Genomic DNA, 20,197 nt, shown 5'->3' with positions numbered 1-20,197 from the left:
TTGCTTAGAATAACCGCTAGGACACCATTATGATTATCTCAGCTTCTACTGACTACCGCGCTGCCGCGAAAGCCAAGCTTCCCCCGTTTCTATTCCATTATATTGATGGCGGCTCTTACGACGAACGCACGCTGAAGCGTAATACTGACGATTTAGGTGATGTCGCTCTTCGCCAACGCGTCCTACGCGATATGACAGATTTGAGCCTCGAAACCGAGATCTTCGGTGAGAAACTGGCAATGCCAATCGCGCTAGCTCCTGTTGGTCTAACTGGTATGTACGCGCGCCGAGGCGAGGTGCAAGCAGCAAAAGCAGCCGAGAAAAAAGGCATCCCATTTACTATGTCGACTGTTTCGGTTTGTCCGATTGAAGAAGTCGCACCTGCAATTGAACGTCCAATGTGGTTCCAGCTTTACGTGCTTAAAGACCGTGGCTTTATGAAAAACGTACTTGAGCGTGCAAAAGCAGCAGGCGTAACAACGCTGGTGTTTACCGTTGATATGCCAGTTCCTGGCGCACGTTACCGTGACATGCACTCAGGTATGAGTGGCCCTAACGCGGCCATGCGTCGTGTATTCCAGGCGATGCGCCACCCAAGCTGGGCGCTGGATGTGGGTCTACTTGGTAAACCGCACGACTTAGGTAACATCTCAACTTATCGTGGCGAACCAACAAAGCTAGAAGATTACATCGGCTGGTTAGGCGCAAACTTCGACCCTTCTATCTCCTGGAAAGATCTTGAGTGGATTCGTGATTTTTGGGATGGCCCAATGGTTATCAAAGGCATTCTAGATGAAGAAGACGCGAAAGATGCGGTACGTTTCGGCGCAGATGGCATTGTGGTATCTAACCATGGTGGCCGTCAGTTAGATGGCGTACTTTCAAGTGCTAAAGCACTGCCAAGCATTGCGGATACGGTAAAAGGTGATCTTAAGATCTTCGTAGACTCTGGTATTCGTACTGGTCTTGATGTCGTTCGTATGCTCGCACTTGGTGCAGACTGTACGCTTCTTGGCCGTTCATTTGTGTACGCATTGGCAGCACAAGGCGGAGCAGGCGTTGAAAACCTACTGGATCTGTACGATAAAGAAATGCGTGTAGCAATGACGCTGACTGGCGCTAAGTCTATCGCGGATCTTTCACGCGATTCGCTAGTGAAAATCCCATAATCTTTGCAAGCGAGCAAAACAGAAACGAAAAAACGAGCCAACAGTGGCTCGTTTTTTATTGCTCTTCAACCCGATAATTTGACGAGCAAGCTAGCTAACTTGGTGGACGTACTCGATCACGACTTGGTTTCCGTCGATAAACACGTTACTGATATCGCCATCCACCGTCACACGATTTTGTAAATAAACGGTACCAGATGCAGATAGGTCACGCTCCGTCAAAGACGGAATCACCTGACCAGGACGTACATGTAGCTGCTCGCATAGCTGTTTTACAAAACCTAGCGTCAGTGGAGAATTACCACGTAACAAGCCAGAAAACTCGTGTAGACTCAAACCAAGGCGCTTCGCCATTTCCATTTGAGTGATGTGCATTTTGGCTTTTTGTGACATCCAGATGTCGTAGAGCGCGTTTCGATCCAGCTCTGTAAATTCCATATCTGCCTCCGCTAATTCAAGAGCCAATACACTCTCACACTTACTTAAGATAAATGTTAGCGATAAGTCAGAGAAGTTATAATTGATCGTCCAAATATCAACCCTCAATCATTGGTAGCGTACCTCTGAACATGCATGAGGCGGTCGCTCAACAGAACATTGAGGTGACTCTCTTGTCATCGGAAGGAAAAGTCCATCTCGGACGGTTTAGACATAAGTAAATGATTTAAAGGAAATCACTGGGGTGAAGGAGTAATATCTGCTACCTTTCCTTCCATGGTTCACTAGAAATAAGTTACATATGCCACAGTGGTTTACCGAATTACAAAGCTACATTGAAACGTCTCATCAAAATTGGAGTGGGAGCGTCCTTTTCATTACGCTCGCTAGCTTTATAGCTTGGATAGCTTGGCGACTGATCCGCTCTCGCCTCGCTGCGCTCGTAGAGAAAACGCCCTTCCACTGGGATGACATGTTGCTTGATGCGCTAAAAGCGCCAGTCAGTACACTCATTTGGTGTTGGCCAGCAACCGTCTCTATCGGCATCATATTAGAGAGCGAGCTCAACGATAAAATAAACTGGTTAAGTACGCTGAAACTGATTTTAATCATCAGCATCTTCGTATGGACCGTTATGCGGCTCATTACCAATGTTGAAGAGCATGTTCTCGAACAAAAGAACCGAGATGAAACAACAGTACAAGCGATAGCTAAGGTCGCGCGCCTGTTCTTTATTACCGTCGGAATTCTAACCGTAATGCAGGCATTTGGTCTGTCACTATCGGGCCTACTTACCTTCGGTGGTGTTGGTGGTTTGATCGTCGGTTTAGCGGCGAAGGATTTGCTGTCTAACTTTTTTGGAGGTCTTATGATCTACTTCGATCGTCCATTTAAAGTTGGCGATTGGATCCGTTCTCCAGACCGACAAATAGAGGGGACGGTAGAACGCATTGGCTGGCGTATGACCATTATCCGAACTTTCGATAAGCGTCCACTGTATGTGCCAAACTCAGTGTTTAGCAGCATTGTCGTAGAAAACCCATCTCGCATGCTGAACCGACGTATCTACGAAAAAATTGGACTTCGTTACGACGATGCTGAAAAAATGCCGCAAATTATCACCGCGGTAAAAGAAATGCTGAAAAATCACAAAGACATTGATGCACGCCAAACACTTATCGTCAACTTCGATACATTCGGTCCATCATCATTGCACTTCTTTATCTATACCTTTACTAAAACCGTGAATTGGGTGAGATACCATGAGGTTAAGCAGGACATACTGCTTAAGGTAATCAACATCATTAAAGAACACGATGCAGATATCGCGTTCCCTACTCAGACGCTTAAGCTTGATCCTATACAAATGGTAAAAGCGGAAGAGCAAGAAGATCACGGCTTCTAGTTCTCACCAATACCCAAATAATCAAGCCCGCTGTGTTTAAGCGGGCTTTTTATTTTTCTTCGCATGAAGTGGTTATTGTTGCGTTAACACTATACGTGCATTCAGCGGTTGGATTGGGCGATTGTTTTTCCCCATTACTTCCGAAAAAGATTTTATCTGCTCAGGAGAAATAGTTTGTGCTTCTTTCATCACGAACCAACGTACACCTTCAGAGCATGGCGGTGTCGTTAGTGAGCCGTTAAAGCGGTAGTAGTCTTTATCACTTGGGATAAGGGCATCAGCATCAAATGGAACCTTGATGGTAACATCTTGATCTTTAGTTGGAATGTTAGCTAGCATCTTAGCTAGATCTGGGTTCGCGTCACCCAGTTTAAAGAACACCGCGACAACAGCTAGATGACCTACTTTGTCGGCATGCACAAAGTGTGCTTCTAGAGGGTATTCTTTACCATCCACATGGTTTTCAGATGGCGTATGGAAGTGGAACTGTTTCAACGTAAACTCTTTACCATCAATGGTGAGTGTGTTTTTACCTTCTAAACCAGTCTGTAAAGTGTGACCGTTGTTCAGCAGTGTGATTGCCTTACCTTCGTAGTCGAAATTCAATTTTTCTAGCTTCGCTTCGGTCGCCGATTCAATGTTGATTGGGCTCTGGTTTTGACCTTTTGCGCACTCAGATGCAAACTCACCCCAATGAGCTGGCCCATGGTTTCCCTCGTAGCCCCAGCTTGCTGCATAAGCTGTTCCTGTAAATACCAGTGCCAAACCTAGTGTTGTTAGTGACTTCTTCATCATTTTCCTTATTTCTGAAAGTTAAATTCCGTGAGAATAAAGCCATACTAATCTCACAAAATTAAGCAGTGACAGAGTGAAAACTATGATTACAAAAGATTTTTGGAATAGAAGCCTCTAATGATGTAATTGACATGATGCTCAAAATTGAACGTCAACGATTATTGAATCGGTGTAAGTACCTGCAGGAGGGGTCGTTTGGCTGGTTAGTATCTGCGCGCGATAATTATAATTCTGTGGAGTGATACCATCCGGAATGGAGCCGCCAGTATCGACGTCACCGTGTTCACGACGTTCAGAACTGGTGCCTCCCCAGCGCTCCATCGTTGATGACTTATAGATTTCATACTCCAAATAGTGACCACTAGAAATCATTCGCCGCTGACCGCCGGACGCATTTAGGCCGTCATTCAAGCCAATGGAGAAGGAACTATTCTTGGTACAAGTTAACGATATAACCTGACTGACTGGTTCAAAACCGGCCACTAATGGGGACGAACCAAAATCAATATCTGGCGCTGTGATCATACAATCAGGGGTCACTTGCAACTCAACCGTAATCACGCTTTGAGCGCTGCCATTGGCGCGGCCAATGCATACCCCTAGAACCCCGATACCCTTACAGTAATCCCAAATCCAGGATACGGTGATTTGGTCTTTATAAGTCCCAGCGGAAAGATTACTACCCACTCCCGTCCGAGCATAGAGCGGAAACTCGGCTTGAGTGCCAAACAACCCGAGTAAATCGAGTAACCCGATTTCAAAAAAATTGTAAGTTTGGCCGAATACATACTCTTGTGAAAGCCCTGGATCGCCAAAAATCTGATAGCTGAGCTCCGAACTCGGATCATCCTCATTTAATAGCAAACCATTATTTATACTGTTAAACGTTGCTGATACGTAGTCGCCACTTAACAAAGACACAAGTGTAGAAAAGTCACACGTAATCCCCGCATGAGGCTGAGCTGAGCTTTGCTGCTGAGAGCTTGAAACAGTAAACGAAGAAACATTGCCAAACAAGATTAAAGGTGCTGCCGCCGTGAGCTGACAAGCCATTGTCGAGCACGAGAAAAAGAGAAGTAGGCTAGCAAACCAGCTGCGCAAAATCATAGTGCGGTCTCTTCTTCGGCTTTGATACAAACCTGCTCAGGCAATGTTTGTATTTTTTGACTGTCACGCTGATACAACCCCTCAATAAACACTTTACATGGCGACTGTCCTTGAGGATAAAACTGAATATAGCGGCCTGGGTCAACGCCTTCAAAGTACGTAAAACCATCCCAACCAATTTGGCTTGTTAAGCCCGTTTCTGAGCGGCCATATGTACCAATCGGAAGGAACAAATGATTTTCGTCTACCACCGTCATGCTCAGTGCAATTTGTAGCTCTATTGGGAACTCTAACAGGTAGCCGTAGCCCGAATGTATCGAAGCAAACTGCTCTGTTGCAGAAAACGCAGCATTGGCAGGTAAATTAAGTGGATCGATTTCATATTTGGCGGTGTAATACGCCGTAGCCCAAGGAACAAGTAAGTAACCTTCATCATCTGTCACTCCGACAATTTGATTTTCATATTTAACCGGAATACCTTCAAAACCACTGGTGCTCACCACAGCGAAGCTGTCATACACTTCATTCGCTGGGAATATTTCTCCATCCAACGTAGAGACCGAACCTGCCATTTCCGCAAAATAATCATAGTCGCCACTGGTGCCATTTAACCCCGCTCTGAACTGCGCCCATGACGCACGGTAGGTCAAATCAGCCTGTTTACGGTTTTCTGGGTGTTCGTTAATATCATGCGCTAAATTGACGCCCCATCCACCTCGTATTGGCGCAAGGCGGCTGTAACCCACTCGCCCTCGCACATCGCCATCATCCTCTCTTTTCAGCGTTAGCCCCGAACTTCCCCCCAAAGAACTGAAAGGTAGAGAGAATTGCGCCAACGTAACACTCTGACCACCAATACTATGGTTGTAAGACAGGGACATATTGATATTAAAAGGCAGAGCGTAGCTATAAGTAAGATTTAGGGTACGTGAATCTGAGTCGGATTGTTGAATATCAAAGTACCCACCAGAAAGTGAGCCCCAATCTCCCAAACGGACTCCCATATTGATTTGTGATAGATGGCGCGACGCGAGTGAAGCGTCCTTGCCGTCATCGAGCATTTCGTAATTTGGTAAATGAGATAAGGTATAAAAGTCGGCTTGTTCTACTTGAGTTCGAGCAGCGAAGCTAAACCGCCGAGACTGATAACTATAACCTAGCGCATATGAGGTAGATTGATCCTGAAAATTACTCACACGAAACGAGGCATCCACCGTACCTAAATTGACAGCATTGGTGACAAAGCCCAGCCCCGCAACGATCAGGTCATCTTTTGCTTCGGCTTGAGCTTCTAATGTTAACCAATCAGTCATGCCATGACGCAGAGCGGTAACCACGCCACCGTCTCCATAGTCGTTAGATGCATTACCGAAATTTTCTCTGATCGCACCAATACTCGCACTGTAAGATGTAAATCCGGTCTTGAGTAGATCGGAAGAGAGAAAAAATGGGCTGGTCATGACCGTTTGCTTACCTTGAGCATCCGTTGCAATTACCGTTGCTTCCCCAGCACCAGAGAGCATTGGAATATCGTTAATAATGAAAGGACCGGGCCCAACATTCATTGAGTCAGTTTTAAAGCCATTGATAAACAAATCTAACGTAGTGGGCGCTGTGACCTCACCGTAAAATGCAGGTAACGGCGTCGTCACGACATCCGGACGCATAGAGAAATCATGCGACAACTGAATACCCGCCAGTCTTACTGGTTGGCTCCAAGATAAAGGGCGAACAATATAGTCCCCTACCTCTATACGAATTCGCTTCTCTTGATTGACGTACTCGTAACTCGTATCAAAACGAGTGTACTGGCTGCTTTGCTGGGACTGAACATCGCGATGAAAGTTAGATTTAAATATCCCGGTAGTAGAAAAAACGCCAAACTCAGAAAAGGCTCTGACTTCATGATTGATAGAAACCTCCTTTTGTCGGCTTTCGTTCTCGTACACACCAAATACGTTGTAGTTAAGCAGGCCACCACGCCCAAACTGAGCCGGGGAAAATCGCCCCATATCCTGCGCTGATAAATTCTGCATCGGTAACCAATTAGGCGGTACGTCAATTGCGAGTTGCAATGACGATTGCAAGTAACGCACGTTAACACCTGGGATAGACGTAACCTCAAGTCTCTCTTCGGTTCCAGGCAACGACTTGGCGGTAACCCCAACTGAAATGAGGTCCTCCCGGAGCAAAAAGAACTGATCGCCAACTCGCTCAACTTTCGCAACAAGCCCGGTTGCTCTTTGATTGATCACCAACTCCAGATTGAGGCTAATATTCTCAAACTTTTCTAATGAGAAATTTTCAGGACTCGGTAGCTCAGAGAAGTGGTTTGCTGAATTTGCACAAAGACCAATACTGCTCCACGTTACGCTAAGTAATACCAACCAAAAGAAAGCATTCATTGTATTAAATCTATTCATTATTGCTTCAATGGTATTTGGTAACGTTTACCTCCAATATTCGCGCTCAAACTCAAGGGTCTGACATTACTATGGGGAATAGACCAAACCTTATACTGTTCAGGAAGAATATAGCCAGCTAGTCCATCGGAAATAACGACAGGATCTTTATTTGGTAGGTTCAATTGTAAATTCACTAAGCGAACATGGTGTTTTCCTGAATTTTTAATGTGAACAAAACGCTGATTATTTTTCTTAATAAACTGTGCCTGTAAATCACCCCATAATTCACTGTCACGGTTTGGTTTTTGAGTATCAGTCAGCCCTTTCCCGTAAATAAACAAAGGTATCGAGTAACGCATTCGGACTTTTACAGCGAGTTCATTTTCCGTCAATTCTGTTTGAGGGTTTTGAGTTGGCGGTAATTCATCTATGATCACTCGGTATGCATACTCCTTACCTGCAGAGGCCTCATCTTGGTTGATGATGCGGATTAACTGCTTTTCACCTGGTTCAATTTTGACAAACGGAGGGGTTGCAATTAACTGGCTTTGACTTGAATAACTATCTTCTCCTTCGTTTTGTTCCCACTTAAAAATTCTCACCTGTAAATAAGAATCAACACTGCCTTTATTTACCATCCAAAGTGATGTTGCATTACTCTCCTCTGATATTTTGGGGTAAATTGGCCAAATTAATAATGAGTTAGCGTTGGCATTTGAGAAAAAAACAAAAAGGAAGGCTATTAATAATAGTTTTTTGAGTATGAATTCCATTTCACCCCTCCAAAGTTCACTTACCACTCTAATGTCAGCGTAAGCGTATCCATATAAATTCCAGCCATTTCATTCCCATTTATTGTCGCCTTTGCCCAGATAGGAAACTGAATATTATCTGGGTCTTGGTCAGTATCGACGGAATATTGCGTGTCAATATCAAGCACCTGCGTGTAATTTAGATCCTGGAACAAAAAGTAATCTACCGTTGTCGCTTCTTCACTGTGCTTTAGCTTACGTACACCATCCGATGCATTCATCCCGCCATTTACGGAAACATTCATCGTAATACCCGGAGTACAGCTTAATGTGAGTGATGAACTGTAAGTGATGCTGCCTTGTACTTCCGTCGCGTAAACTGAAGAATGCTCACCAAAATCTAACGTGCCTATTTGCCCGGCTTGGGTTGCGCTTTCTTCTTGTACTGCGCCGTTAATCAAACAACCTGTATCTACGGTGGCAGACACCTGAAAAGTTTGTGTCGCATCAGCCAGCACAGTTAAAGAGCACAAACTCATCGCGACAAGTGAAAAGCCCCTAACAACCAGCGTCACGTTTTACCAGCTTAGCGTCACACTGATGGTATCGGAGTATGTGCCGGCAATGCTGCTCGTACCGTAAGCTTTCGCAAAAAGCTCAATAGTTTGCGATGTTGCACTAGTAAATTCAGACAGAGCTACCGTCCCACCTTGTATAATTTGTGTGCTTCGGTCTGAGTCGGTAAACAACGTATAATCAATAAATTGCGCGCCATTTGACATCGCGTAGGTACCAACGGTCGCACTTGCATCATACAATCCGGTGCCCAATGTAAACGTCGGTGTCACACCGTTACTACAAAGCACTTCAATACCCGTCGCACTACCACCATTTACCACACCATCTTGTTCACTGAAGATTGCAGGCACGTCTCCAAAGGCAAGTGAGCCAAAGCCAACGCCAGAAGCTGCATCTACCGCATTATTTCCATTAATCACACAACCTTGTACAAGGTTAATTGAAACATCAATCGTACCGCTCACTGACGCTCCATTCGCTTGCCAACTAAATGAGGTTAAGAGCAGAGGCATCATCAGATAAAATCTTTTCATATAAAGCTCCATTTTTACATTCCACTGTATATCGGTAACCTTTTTATTAGTTATAGCTCAATTATGACAAACCAAATGCATATAAAATGTAAAACAATAAAAAGAAGCAGGATAAGGATAAAGACGAACGGAAAATAAAAACATTAAACTTAAAAATGACGATTTTTAAGCATGTAATGCTAAAAAATAACCACTAAAAACAAATGGTTATTATCTTATTCCAAATACAGAATCGACAATGAGTTAGAAGGTAGGGTGAAGTTGAGTGGAAAAAATCTAAAAAAAGTAGCAGAACGATACGAGAAGTTTAGAAAAGATTGGCGACCATTTCTTCCCGAAACAAAAATCTTCATGAAACAAAAATGCGCCCCAAAAAGGAGCGCATTTCTTACTTGAATAAGTTATTCCCAATCAAGAATAACCTTACCTGACATGCCGCTGCGCATTACGTCGAAGCCTTCTTGGAAATCGTCAATCTTGTAGTGGTGCGTGATGATTGGCGATAGATCCAGACCAGATTGGATCAGTGAAGCCATCTTGTACCAAGTTTCGAACATTTCGCGACCGTAGATACCTTTGATCACCAAGCCCTTGAAGATAACTTGGTTCCAGTCGATACCCATGTCTGATGGTGGAATACCGAGTAGTGCAATACGACCACCGTGGTTCATTGTGGTTAGCATTGAGTTGAATGCTGCTGGGTTACCAGACATTTCTAGACCTACGTCGAAGCCTTCTGTCATGCCTAGCTCAGACATTACGTCTTCTAGCTTCTCTTCAGCCACGTTTACTGCGCGTGTTACACCCATCTTACGAGCAAGTTCTAGACGGTATTCGTTCACATCCGTGATCACTACGTGACGAGCACCAACGTGCTTTGCTACTGCCGCTGCCATGATACCGATTGGGCCAGCACCTGTGATAAGCACGTCTTCGCCTACTAGGTCGAAAGAAAGTGCTGTGTGTACTGCGTTACCAAACGGGTCAAAGATAGACGCTAGATCGTCAGAGATACCTTCAGGGATCTTGAACGCGTTGAACGCTGGGATCACTAGGTATTCTGCGAATGCACCTTCACGGTTAACGCCCACACCAATCGTGTTGCGACATAGGTGAGTACGGCCGCCACGACAGTTACGACAGTGACCACACGTGATGTGACCTTCGCCAGATACGCGGTCACCGATTTCAAAGCCACGAACTTCCTGACCAATCGCAACCACTTCCCCCACGTATTCGTGCCCAACAACCATAGGCACTGGAATGGTTTTTTGTGACCATTCGTCCCAGTTGTAGATGTGTACGTCTGTACCACAGATAGCGGTTTTTTTAATTTTGATCAGAATGTCGTTATGGCCAACTTCTGGTTTATCAACCTCAGTCATCCAGATGCCTTCTTCAGGCTTTAGCTTTGATAATGCTTTAATTTTCATAATGTAACCTTAATTAAAGGCCCTATTGTCTAAGGCCTAGAATCTTAAATAAGACCCATGTCCTTACCAACTTGGATGAACGCGTCGATTGCACGGTCTAGTTGCTCGCGAGAGTGCGCCGCAGACATTTGAGTACGGATACGTGCTTGACCTTTTGGTACTACAGGGAATGAGAAGCCGATTACGTAGATGCCTTTCTCCAGCGCACGCTCTGCAAATTCTGCTGCTACTTTTGCGTCGCCAAGCATGATTGGGATGATTGCGTGGTCAGCACCACCCATTGTGAAACCCGCGTCTTCCATACGAGTACGGAAGTGTGCTGCGTTTTCCCATAGACGATCACGTAGGTCACCACTCTCTTCTAGTAGATCTAGAACGCGGAGAGAAGCGCTTACGATTGCTGGTGCAACAGAGTTAGAGAATAGGTATGGACGAGAACGCTGACGTAGCCAGTCAATCACTTCCGCTTTACCAGATGTGTAACCGCCTGAAGCGCCGCCCATTGCTTTGCCTAGCGTACCAGTGATGATGTCGATACGGTCAACCACGTTGTGGTGCTCGTGCGTACCTGCACCTGTTTTGCCCATGAAGCCAACAGCGTGAGAGTCATCAACCATAGTCAACGCGCCGTACTTCTCTGCTAGGTCACAGATAGCCGGAAGGTTTGCTACTACGCCGTCCATTGAGAACACACCGTCCGTTACGATAAGAATGTGGCGAGCACCTGCTTCTTTCGCAGCGATCAGTTGTTGCTCTAGCTCTTCCATGTTGTTGTTTGAGTAGCGGAAACGCATTGCTTTACATAGACGAACACCGTCGATGATTGACGCGTGGTTTAAAGCGTCAGAGATGATTGCGTCTTCTTTGCCTAGAATAGTTTCAAATAGGCCCGCGTTTGCGTCGAAACATGATGTGTAAAGAATCGTATCTTCTTTACCTAGGAACTTAGAAAGCTTCTGCTCAAGCTCTTTGTGGATGTCTTGCGTACCACAGATAAAACGTACTGAAGCCATACCAAAGCCGTGCTCGTCCATGCCTGCTTTACCCGCTTCGATAAGTGCCGGGTGGTTAGCAAGACCAAGGTAGTTGTTCGCACAGAAGTTTAGTACTTCTTCACCAGTAGAGATTTTAACAGCCGCTTGCTGTTGAGACGTGATGACACGCTCTGATTTGTAAAGGCCTTCCGCCTTTACTTCTTCGATTTGCTGCTGAATCTGTTGGTAGAATGCAGAAGACATTTGAAATTCCTTCCTAGTTATTTTGGCGAGTATTTACTCGTTTAGAATTAGGCTTAGCCTTTATGTGACGGGCGTCACGGGCTATCACTCATCAATTAATTGTAGTGTAATTCAAGGAAGGAGGAAGGATTATACCTTAAGGTGGAAAAGCATTAATGAATCCTAGGCACAAATTCGATTAATGCTTTTCTATGAGTTTGTTATAAAAGGAATTATAGCCAGGTAGGCTTAGCCAAAAGTGCTTCAAAGTCCTTAGCAGGTAATGGTCGGCTATAGTGGAAACCTTGTCCGAACTCACAGTTTAGGTTTTTCAGGTAATCCACATGACGCTGTTCTTCGATGCCTTCTGCGACGATCTTAAGATCCAGCGCTTTCGCCATTGCTATGATTACGTTCACAAGCTCGCGGTCTGAGTCGTTCTCGAACATATTTTGCATAAAGCTACGATCAATCTTTAAGCGGTCGAACGGAAACTTCTGCAAGTAACTCAGCGCAGAATAACCAGTACCAAAATCATCAATAGTAAGTTTGGTGCCTAACGCTCGTAAGTTATTAAGCATGTCTAATAGCTCAGAATCGTGATTGAAGAGGAGACTTTCTGTCACTTCAATATCGAACTTATCTGACGGAAGACCAGACTCCTCAACGCTGTGTTTAATAAACGTAAGTAAGCGCTCGCAGTACCTAAATTGAACACTAGAAAAGTTTACAGAAACAAACAACGGAGTCAGACTCTGCCATTGTGCCGCTTGTCGACACGCTTGTTGAATAGCAAACTCACCAATTTGATGAATTAAACCATTTTTCTCTGCAATAGAGATAAACTCTTCAGGGTTTACGAATCCGTACTTGTCATCATTCCAACGCATTAGCGCTTCTGCCCCTACGATTTTACCACTACTCAGCTCAATAATTGGCTGATAATACAGCTCTAACAACTGATTGGAGATCGCACTTCTCAGACGATTTTCCAGATCCAAATAGCGTTGCAAATCTTGGTTCATATTATGGTTATAAAAACAAAAGCCATCACGCCCATCTTGTTTCGCCCGATACATTGCCATATCTGCACATGCAAGAAGCTGCTCAGCGTTGTCTCCGTCATCCGGGAACACAGACATTCCGACGCTACTACTCAAGAAGAATTCATGGTTGTTCCAAACAAACGGATCGTTAAACGCCGAAAGTACACTTGAAGCAACTCGCTTTGCAGTATCATTATCAGGCAAATCAGGGATGACGAGTAAAAACTCATCCCCACCAATTCTCGCCAATAAGTCTGTTTTTCTCGCGACTTGATACAGTCGCTGAGCACTGAGTTTAAGGATTTCATCCCCAACAAAGTGTCCCATTGAATCGTTAATCTGCTTGAAGTGGTCTAAGTCGATGAACATCACCAAAACTTTAGACCCACTACGCGATGCCCTAATTAACTCCAAAGCCAATCGCTCGGAACCATAACTACGATTAGGCAAATTAGTTAATGTGTCATATTTAGCTTGGAAGGCGAGTTCTTTTTCAGACGCTTTTCGACGTTCAATTTCGTTCGTTAATTTTTTATTCTGTTGAGAAAGAATATCTTTACGCTTTTTTTCTTCCTCAAGCTTAATTTTCAATTCAATCCTATTATTGTTCGTGATGAATGCATAACATAAAGCAATGACGATCATAACGGCCAGAATACTCAAACCAATAATAAAGAGCCGTGATGTAAATATATCTCGTTCACTCAAAGGCTCGAACCACGCCATCAATTTAAAGTGATGTTTATCCACAGGCACTTCAAAGTAAATTTTTCCGTCTACAGCCTCAGAAACGAAATAGTTCTCATCCTTATTGTGAGAAGGTGTTTTATTTATGGTATCCCATACAACCATTTCCACGTCTTTTATTTTTAGCACCATTCGGCTATAACTATCTTCGTGTTCTTGGTTAGTAAGTTGGTCAATAACAATATTCTTATTAAGATCGGCAATTAAAAAAGCAACAGGCTTTCCGGAGAACTTAACTTGCTTAATGACTTGAATGCGAACGTCATCATTGTATCGCGTCGCACAAACCTCTTCGGGATGCCCGTGTTGAGTCATTAAGGTTTGTATGTCCATTTTGTGCTCGGCAAGGTTTTCAGATCCAGTGGTGACAATGGTGACTCCATCACTGCCTACCAGCGTGAGCTTCTTATAGATTTGGCTGCTATTAATTAGCTTACTGTCTATCTTCTCATCGAAGCGACGCTTTAAATTAATTAGACTGGCTCCTAATCCATACTCCATTGACATGCCAGAAGCTAAATTACCAAAGAATGTTTGTATTGTTTTATCTGTAGCTAGATTATCAACATCTTCACTCGCTATGGTAAATAAATTATCGAGTGTGCTTGCATAACTTTTTACTTTTAAATCTAGTTCTCTGTATTGAGATTCTTTTAACTTATTTTGACCTACGCTAGTCACAGTAATAAGCATAGCTAAGTAAATTGAAACTAATATTGCGCTTATTGTAATAAATCTTTTACTGGAAAATTTTTTAACGGCCTTATTCATCGGAGTTTCTTTTTATCTTCTATAAAGTAATCGTTATAAAAGTAGTAAATAGATGGATAGTATTTTTTTACTAGTTTTTCGTATGAACCGTCTTGTTTTATCGAGTCTAAATAACGATCAAATGCTTTGCGTAATTCAGGGGAATTTTTACGGAATGCAACAGCCATTTTTTGATTCTCAGATATAGGGCCAATGACTTTTATTTCACCCGGCCATTTTTCGAGGGCAATTAGCGTATCCGCAACATCTAATAATGTGCTTTCCGCATCATTTTTCATTATCGCTGGAACCATCTCATTAAGGAGACGCGCCCCATCAGGTAATATAACTTTTGCACCTGTGTCATATAAGTCATAAAGGTTAGGATCCAAGCAAGAATGTTCTAAAGCTAACACTTCGCGACCATCGATCAGCTGCTTGACGTTTTTAACATCTTCATCGACCGACCCACTTGGTTTAATCGGGCTCAGACTAGAGTCGGATCTGGAAACCAACCATACACCTGAAGGAAAATAATCTTGTGAAAAATCGACAACCTCAGAACGCCAATCAAGAATAGTAACGCCATTTGCGATCAAATCGCCTTCAATTGGAACACTTTCTCCGACAACAGCCTGCTTGTTGTGATATTGCACATTTTGCCCTGTCAACTTACCAACCACGTCGCTCCACTGTGCTGGAACATACTGGTACTGAACACCTAACGACTTGGCAAAACCTTTTATTATCTCTACATCCAAGCCAGTCAAAGTTTCCACTTCACCTTGTTCAATATAGGAGACAAAGTTAGCGTACGGGACACCAATGTGACGCAGTACACCGCGTTCACGGATTTGTTGTAAATCGTCTGACCAAGCGGCAGACGACGCAACAGAGGTAACCATGAGCGCCACCGTCGCTAAAGTTCTTTTGAATGTTATGACTGACATAATAATATCCTTACCTTTCACAAAGCGCCCAATAATGGGCGCTTGAGTGATAAACAACGATGTTAGAACGACGAGTAATACAAATTCGTCATCGCCACTACGAGCCCTTCCACATCTTGTTCGTCATGGAACAAATGCGTAGAGATACGCAGCGCGTAAGTATCAAAGTCATCATCCTTATGCAGCTTAAAGCTAGTCGTACGGATGATGTAACCATACTCTTCACGTAAACGATCTCGGAATTCCGTCAGTATCTCTTCATTAGTTACATCGGAGAACGGGTTAACCGTCGTTAAGCCACTGGTTAAGCCTTCCACGTTTGGTGAATACATTTTGGCTTGTGGCAAGTACTCTTGAAGCAAGGTTTTACATAAACTACCAAGGCTTACAACTCGCTCTTCGATACGGTCTCGACCAATCTCATCCCACATTTTGCAACTATCAACTAGTGCTTGTTTCGCAGGATAGTTATCGTTACCAATGTATTGCATTTGCAGCTGTTTACCTAGGTAATCAGCATGAGAAAGTGAGGAGTTGATCAACCATAACGGGTTCTCTCGGTCACTCCAATACTCATTCAAACGGTTACCGTTATCACGAACATACAGAATACCTGTCGCGCCCGGACCACACTGCCACTTATGACCAGATCCTGCATAGAAATCACAATCCATATCGTGGAAATCAAGGTCAAACATACCGACCGTATGCGCGCCATCAACAAGAGTAGGTACACCATACTCTTTTGCTAAAGCACAAATGGCTTTTGCTGGTAGCGCGGTTCCTGTTTTGTATGTGATATGAGAGAAAACAATTAGGCGAACGTTTTGATTCGCATCAAGCGCGTCTCGGAACGCTTGAATGTAATCTTGCTCAGAAACGTTTTCGGTACCAGTAAATACTGGTAGTTGAATTTCTACCACATCCACACCAAAACGATGTTTCGCTACGTTCATAGGTGATGTTGCAGCAATATGTTCATGGTGTGTCGTTAGAATCACATCACCTGGTTCAAAGTGTAAGCCATTAATGATCGAGCATAAGCCATCAGTAGTGTTGCGGCTGAGAATGATCTCTTCTGGGTTAGCACCAAAACCTGGTGCGACGTCTTTAACCATCTCTGAAACATAAGGCCAAGAGCCAAATTTGCCTTTCATGTCCCAAGGATATTTAGCCACCAGCTTGTTGTTATACTCGTAATCTTCAAGAACATGTTTTGGCATTGAACCTGTTGTACCAATGTTCATGTAAGTGGTTCGTTTGTCCAAAACGAACTGTCTTCGCACTTTACGCCAGAAGCGCTTATCATGTTTTCTACCTAGCCCGCGGCTGCTCCAATCAATTTTCTGTTCTCGTGCTTGAGCTACGCCTGAGAAAGCGGAAGCACTCACACCAGCAACAACAGCTCCTGTTGCGCCTTTCAGAAAATTACGGCGGCTGCTATTAGTCTGAATAGATTCCTTGTCTTTCATCTTTTTCAATCCTTGTCGGAAATTAGCCATATTATTAATTTTAAGTGCGTAACTATCTGTTACTAAAACATTATTACCCATTACAATCAGAGTTTAATTTTTTCCTCTGCCATTAAGTGACTTTAGTTCCAATTTTTTATCTTATTTGATGATATAAGCAACAGTTTGACCACAAATCTATAAACAACAATGTTCACATTAATATATTCGTTAATTTGATTATTCTTTATTGCGGACAATTCCACCAAATTCTTTATAAAACAATTATGAGCTTTGTTATAAAGTCATTAAAAATTTAACTTTGCGTTAATTTAAAAATATTCAGGCTATTTTAAGATTGGCGTCTATTCTTTTTATATCTTAACGATCTCAACATGTTAAGACTAAATAAAAGAAAGCTGATTTCGGATCGAGATATCAGTTTAAGACTATAAAGTGATACACATCACTCTATGACATAAACTCACCGCTCAACAGACATAAGTAAAACAGGTTTTCACTAATATGTGCTTGAGCGTACACCCTAAAAGAAGGAGGTCCCATGTTAAAAGGATTGCTATGCATTTCAGTTGCATCCGCTCTTGTCGCCGCCCCTAACGCGCTAGCAAAAACGGTAGAAATGACTGCTCTCAACACCAATGAGAGCGCTGGTACCATTGAGATTTCACAAAGTGATTATGGCGTTGTTTTTACGCCTCAATTATCAGGTTTGTCAGCAGGTGTGCACGGTTTCCATGTTCACACTAATCCATCTTGCGATAGCATAGAAAAGGATGACAAAACCGTATTAGGCGGCGCAGCAGGTGGCCATTATGATCCTAACAACACAGGGAAGCATGGCTATCCTTGGACCGATGACAATCATTTAGGCGACTTGCCTCCACTCTATGTGGACATGGACGGCAATGCCAATCAGCCCGTTGTCGCTCCTCGCCTAAAATTATCGGATTTAAAAGGTCGAGCGTTAATGATCCATGCAGGTGGTGACAATCACTCCGATCACCCAAATAAGCTAGGTGGTGGTGGCGCTCGCGTCGTATGTGGTGTTATTGAATAAACATTAACTTTATGTCTCACACTTCTCTTTAGATTGCGAGAAGTGTGAACTTCTGTTGATACTGAGAGGAGGTTGCATTGGTCTCAAGATAGCTGTGGTGAAGCATTAAGATCGATTGAACAATCTTCGTCCCGATCCCCAAAGAACCGCCCTCCGCTTCTTCCTCGATGTGATTGACGAAGGTAAAATGGATACGCGACTTATCCTCACTCAAATGCGCTTGGCAATGCACTTCTGAACCGATTGGGCTGTGGCGCAATGCATTTTCAAGCAGGTTCAATACCAATCGCTCCAATAGCCCCTTGTCACCCACGGTTTGGATTTCGCTATCGATATCCACTATCAATACCACTTCTTTACGAGAAAACTGGCTCTGCATCGTTTCAGCACATTCTGCCATCAAAGCGCCCAGATCTACGGGGCGGTACTCGTAATTTGGCATTGGAGCTTCTTTGCGTGCGGCGTCTAATAAAGAATGCAGTTGAGTTGAGAGCTTCTCACAATTTCGGAAAGCAACGTCAATCAAAGGATCGGATTCCGGATGTTGCAAACGCCACGTTTCCAAATAGCCCAGCACGCTCGATAACGGCGTTTTTAAATCATGACTAAGCTGCAACAAGCTTTGACGACGATGAGACGATTGATACTCCAACTGTAAAAACTGTTGCTGAATGTGCTTCGCCATCATCTGATAAGAGTGCGCAATCGGCACGAGCTCCGGCACTTGGTGAGTAAAATCAGGTTGCAGGCGGAAATCATGTTCGGCTTGCTGTTGAAGTTGCTTGGTCACACGCTCAATCGGGTTCAATAGGCTACGTTTCACCAGCACATAAGCCCCAAGAGCAAAGCCTAAAATGGAGACTAAGACCAATCCTGCCAGCGCGATATAAGGAGTATCGACTTGAGCATTGGCAATGGCGTCATGTCGGGTACTGCCAATCACCACGTAGAGATAACCGACCGTAGAGCCTAATTCCTCTATCGCGGCGACAGAAAAGACTTTGTGTTCACCACGATTACGTGGGTCTTCACCCAAAATAGGAAAAGGCTGGTCATTTAAGAATTGCTTAATGGGATTGAGATCCACCTTCCCCATGATCTCCGCCCCTTCCGGTGCTGCATGAGTGGTGATATTGCCTTGGCTATCGAGGAAGTAGATTTCAAAATCAGGGCCGATCAGCATGAGCGTGTGAAAAATCGACTTGAGCGCTTTAGGGTTGTAATCCGTTCCGATCATCAGCGGATTATCATCACGCATGTGGCTGGCTAGCTCTTTATGCAGGCTTTGCTTGGTGCGTAACTCAATGGTTTCTTTTTGCCAATTGTAAGTCAGTGCAATCACCACCGCCGCGAGACAGAACCACAAGCTAGTAAATACCACTAAGCGAGATTTGAAGCTCATCCTATCGCCTCCTTAAACAGCGGTGTTTTTGCAACACCCGTGATGATTGAAAAATGATGGTGAAAACAACTGCCGACTTACTGTCTTGGCTTGATGTTTTGACTTACTTTCTTGCATTAGTGTCTTGGTTGAAACTTATATCCAACACCCCACACGGTTTGGATGAAGTGATGATCAGAATCAGACAACGACAACTTGCTGCGTAAACGATTTATGGTGCTACACACCGTGTGGTGATAACCAGAATGACTGGTGTTCCAAACGTGATCGAGCAATTCATCTTTACTGTAGACTCTGCCCGGACGAGTCGCGAGAAACTGCAGCAAAGTAAACTCTGTCGCGGTGAGCGTGACATCCTTGTCGTTTAAGGATACTTGGTGCAACTCCGGAATGATTCTCAGCGGGCCAAAATCCATCGCATCATCGAGGACTTCATCTGCCACCTTTGCTTCAGCGGTTTGGCTGACTCTGCGCAGCACGTTTCGCACTCGTGCTTGAAATTCTAATACGCTAAATGGCTTAGTGATGTAGTCATCAACGCCTGCTTCTAAACCGTCAACCTTATCCATTTCACCGTCTCTGGCTGTCAGCATAAGCACTGGGCTCCAATCTTGTTGCTGACGCAAATAATGGCAGATGTCTAGACCATCACCATCTGGCAAACCTCGGTCAAGGATCAATAAATCAAAGGGTTGTTGCTGGTATTGCGTTTTAGCATCGGCGACATTTGTGGCTCGCGACACTTGGTGTCCCTGAAACTTAAGATGCATCTGAACCAGTTCTGCCAAATCATCGTCATCTTCCACCAACAAGATGTTCGCGACTAAATTGATTGCCTGTTGTTCCATGGTCCTTTCCTTGCCTTCGAGTATCCTCACTTTGCACATGACCGGAACAAATTAGAAATTCTTTCAAAAAAGGTTCCGATGACGCCATGAGG

The 20,197-nt window shown here is 44.0% G+C and carries 17 protein-coding genes; 3 read left to right on the top strand and 14 right to left on the bottom strand.

The window, feature by feature from the left end:
* Positions 1 to 29: 29 nt before the first annotated feature.
* Positions 30 to 1,169, top strand: coding sequence for an FMN-dependent L-lactate dehydrogenase LldD (lldD, locus tag KJB35_RS03985; protein WP_115386802.1), 1,140 nt, complete (start codon positions 30 to 32; stop codon positions 1,167 to 1,169).
* A 90-nt stretch (positions 1,170 to 1,259) separates the two neighbouring features.
* Here the strand turns inward: lldD and KJB35_RS03980 are convergent, their stop codons facing one another.
* Complete coding sequence (locus KJB35_RS03980; RefSeq protein WP_005375109.1) at positions 1,260 to 1,607, bottom strand: helix-turn-helix transcriptional regulator; 348 nt, start codon at positions 1,605 to 1,607, stop codon at positions 1,260 to 1,262.
* A gap of 301 nt (positions 1,608 to 1,908) precedes the next feature.
* Between KJB35_RS03980 and KJB35_RS03975 the strand changes: the two genes are divergently transcribed.
* Positions 1,909 to 3,012, top strand: coding sequence for a mechanosensitive ion channel family protein (locus tag KJB35_RS03975; protein WP_005375107.1), 1,104 nt, complete (start codon positions 1,909 to 1,911; stop codon positions 3,010 to 3,012).
* A 72-nt stretch (positions 3,013 to 3,084) separates the two neighbouring features.
* Here the strand turns inward: KJB35_RS03975 and KJB35_RS03970 are convergent, their stop codons facing one another.
* The 11 genes from KJB35_RS03970 to KJB35_RS03920 all read right to left on the bottom strand — a co-directional run bounded on the left by KJB35_RS03970 (position 3,085) and on the right by KJB35_RS03920 (position 16,798).
* Positions 3,085 to 3,804: a carbonic anhydrase gene (locus KJB35_RS03970; protein ID WP_115386803.1), complete on the bottom strand. Its 720-nt coding sequence runs from the start codon at positions 3,802 to 3,804 to the stop codon at positions 3,085 to 3,087.
* 141 nt (positions 3,805 to 3,945) lie between these two features.
* Complete coding sequence (locus KJB35_RS03965) at positions 3,946 to 4,914, bottom strand: spore coat protein U domain-containing protein (RefSeq protein ID WP_115386804.1); 969 nt, start codon at positions 4,912 to 4,914, stop codon at positions 3,946 to 3,948.
* Complete coding sequence (locus KJB35_RS03960; protein ID WP_372051726.1) at positions 4,911 to 7,337, bottom strand: fimbria/pilus outer membrane usher protein; 2,427 nt, start codon at positions 7,335 to 7,337, stop codon at positions 4,911 to 4,913. The genes KJB35_RS03965 and KJB35_RS03960 overlap by 4 nt, the downstream gene beginning before the upstream one ends.
* Positions 7,337 to 8,092, bottom strand: coding sequence for a molecular chaperone (locus KJB35_RS03955; RefSeq protein ID WP_064369625.1), 756 nt, complete (start codon positions 8,090 to 8,092; stop codon positions 7,337 to 7,339). The genes KJB35_RS03960 and KJB35_RS03955 overlap by 1 nt, the downstream gene beginning before the upstream one ends.
* 20 nt (positions 8,093 to 8,112) lie before the next feature.
* Positions 8,113 to 8,610, bottom strand: a complete 498-nt coding sequence (locus KJB35_RS03950; protein WP_017820521.1) for a spore coat U domain-containing protein — start codon at positions 8,608 to 8,610, stop codon at positions 8,113 to 8,115.
* Between the two features lie 39 nt (positions 8,611 to 8,649).
* On the bottom strand, positions 8,650 to 9,195 hold the full coding sequence (locus tag KJB35_RS03945; protein ID WP_021035866.1) for a spore coat U domain-containing protein: 546 nt from the start codon (positions 9,193 to 9,195) through the stop codon (positions 8,650 to 8,652).
* Between the two features lie 389 nt (positions 9,196 to 9,584).
* Positions 9,585 to 10,616: an L-threonine 3-dehydrogenase gene (gene tdh, locus KJB35_RS03940; RefSeq protein WP_033906709.1), complete on the bottom strand. Its 1,032-nt coding sequence runs from the start codon at positions 10,614 to 10,616 to the stop codon at positions 9,585 to 9,587.
* 44 nt (positions 10,617 to 10,660) lie between these two features.
* Positions 10,661 to 11,854 carry a glycine C-acetyltransferase gene (locus tag KJB35_RS03935; protein WP_065275482.1) on the bottom strand — a complete coding sequence of 398 codons (1,194 nt, stop codon included), beginning with the start codon at positions 11,852 to 11,854 and terminating at the stop codon, positions 10,661 to 10,663.
* 212 nt (positions 11,855 to 12,066) lie between these two features.
* The gene (locus KJB35_RS03930; RefSeq protein ID WP_213903430.1) at positions 12,067 to 14,397 is read right to left on the bottom strand and encodes a bifunctional diguanylate cyclase/phosphodiesterase; all 2,331 of its coding nucleotides are present in this window, start codon (positions 14,395 to 14,397) and stop codon (positions 12,067 to 12,069) included.
* Entirely contained in the window at positions 14,394 to 15,326 is a 933-nt protein-coding gene (locus KJB35_RS03925; RefSeq protein ID WP_017820522.1) for a transporter substrate-binding domain-containing protein, read from the bottom strand. Before KJB35_RS03925 ends, KJB35_RS03930 begins: the two co-directional genes overlap by 4 nt.
* Positions 15,327 to 15,388: 62 nt before the next feature.
* The gene (locus tag KJB35_RS03920) at positions 15,389 to 16,798 is read right to left on the bottom strand and encodes an aminotransferase class V-fold PLP-dependent enzyme (protein WP_025768582.1); all 1,410 of its coding nucleotides are present in this window, start codon (positions 16,796 to 16,798) and stop codon (positions 15,389 to 15,391) included.
* Positions 16,799 to 17,339: 541 nt separating this feature from the next.
* Between KJB35_RS03920 and KJB35_RS03915 the strand changes: the two genes are divergently transcribed.
* Complete coding sequence (locus KJB35_RS03915; protein ID WP_017635497.1) at positions 17,340 to 17,855, top strand: superoxide dismutase family protein; 516 nt, start codon at positions 17,340 to 17,342, stop codon at positions 17,853 to 17,855.
* Between the two features lie 28 nt (positions 17,856 to 17,883).
* On the opposite strand, the gene KJB35_RS03910 is transcribed toward KJB35_RS03915, so the two are convergent.
* Both KJB35_RS03910 and KJB35_RS03905 read right to left on the bottom strand, forming a co-directional pair.
* Positions 17,884 to 19,257, bottom strand: coding sequence for a HAMP domain-containing sensor histidine kinase (locus KJB35_RS03910; protein WP_213907561.1), 1,374 nt, complete (start codon positions 19,255 to 19,257; stop codon positions 17,884 to 17,886).
* Between the two features lie 116 nt (positions 19,258 to 19,373).
* Entirely contained in the window at positions 19,374 to 20,105 is a 732-nt protein-coding gene (locus KJB35_RS03905; RefSeq protein WP_017820525.1) for a response regulator transcription factor, read from the bottom strand.
* Positions 20,106 to 20,197 lie beyond the last annotated feature (92 nt).

Origin of the sequence: Vibrio sp. D431a (genome assembly GCF_030248655.1) — a bacterium.
In the GTDB taxonomy this organism is placed as follows: Bacteria; Pseudomonadota; Gammaproteobacteria; order Enterobacterales; family Vibrionaceae; genus Vibrio; species Vibrio alginolyticus.
The sequence above is the reverse complement of the archived record's forward strand: the minus strand, read 5'-3'. Positions and strand labels throughout refer to the sequence as shown.

Excerpts from the sequence above, each read along its gene's own strand:
- KJB35_RS03945 (WP_021035866.1), bottom strand. The coding sequence starts at position 9,195 with ATGGAGCTTTATATGAAAAGATTTTATCTGATGATGCCTCTGCTCTTA.
- KJB35_RS03975 (WP_005375107.1), top strand. The coding sequence starts at position 1,909 with ATGCCACAGTGGTTTACCGAATTACAAAGCTACATTGAAACGTCTCAT.
- KJB35_RS03970 (WP_115386803.1), bottom strand. The coding sequence starts at position 3,804 with ATGAAGAAGTCACTAACAACACTAGGTTTGGCACTGGTATTTACAGGA.
- lldD (WP_115386802.1), top strand. The coding sequence starts at position 30 with ATGATTATCTCAGCTTCTACTGACTACCGCGCTGCCGCGAAAGCCAAG.
- KJB35_RS03920 (WP_025768582.1), bottom strand. The coding sequence starts at position 16,798 with ATGAAAGACAAGGAATCTATTCAGACTAATAGCAGCCGCCGTAATTTT.
- KJB35_RS03925 (WP_017820522.1), bottom strand. The coding sequence starts at position 15,326 with ATGTCAGTCATAACATTCAAAAGAACTTTAGCGACGGTGGCGCTCATG.
- KJB35_RS03935 (WP_065275482.1), bottom strand. The coding sequence starts at position 11,854 with ATGTCTTCTGCATTCTACCAACAGATTCAGCAGCAAATCGAAGAAGTA.
- KJB35_RS03910 (WP_213907561.1), bottom strand. The coding sequence starts at position 19,257 with ATGAGCTTCAAATCTCGCTTAGTGGTATTTACTAGCTTGTGGTTCTGT.
- KJB35_RS03965 (WP_115386804.1), bottom strand. The coding sequence starts at position 4,914 with ATGATTTTGCGCAGCTGGTTTGCTAGCCTACTTCTCTTTTTCTCGTGC.
- KJB35_RS03955 (WP_064369625.1), bottom strand. The coding sequence starts at position 8,092 with ATGGAATTCATACTCAAAAAACTATTATTAATAGCCTTCCTTTTTGTT.
- KJB35_RS03905 (WP_017820525.1), bottom strand. The coding sequence starts at position 20,105 with ATGGAACAACAGGCAATCAATTTAGTCGCGAACATCTTGTTGGTGGAA.
- KJB35_RS03980 (WP_005375109.1), bottom strand. The coding sequence starts at position 1,607 with ATGGAATTTACAGAGCTGGATCGAAACGCGCTCTACGACATCTGGATG.
- KJB35_RS03930 (WP_213903430.1), bottom strand. The coding sequence starts at position 14,397 with ATGAATAAGGCCGTTAAAAAATTTTCCAGTAAAAGATTTATTACAATA.
- KJB35_RS03950 (WP_017820521.1), bottom strand. The coding sequence starts at position 8,610 with ATGAGTTTGTGCTCTTTAACTGTGCTGGCTGATGCGACACAAACTTTT.
- KJB35_RS03915 (WP_017635497.1), top strand. The coding sequence starts at position 17,340 with ATGTTAAAAGGATTGCTATGCATTTCAGTTGCATCCGCTCTTGTCGCC.
- tdh (WP_033906709.1), bottom strand. The coding sequence starts at position 10,616 with ATGAAAATTAAAGCATTATCAAAGCTAAAGCCTGAAGAAGGCATCTGG.
- KJB35_RS03960 (WP_372051726.1), bottom strand. The coding sequence starts at position 7,337 with ATGAATAGATTTAATACAATGAATGCTTTCTTTTGGTTGGTATTACTT.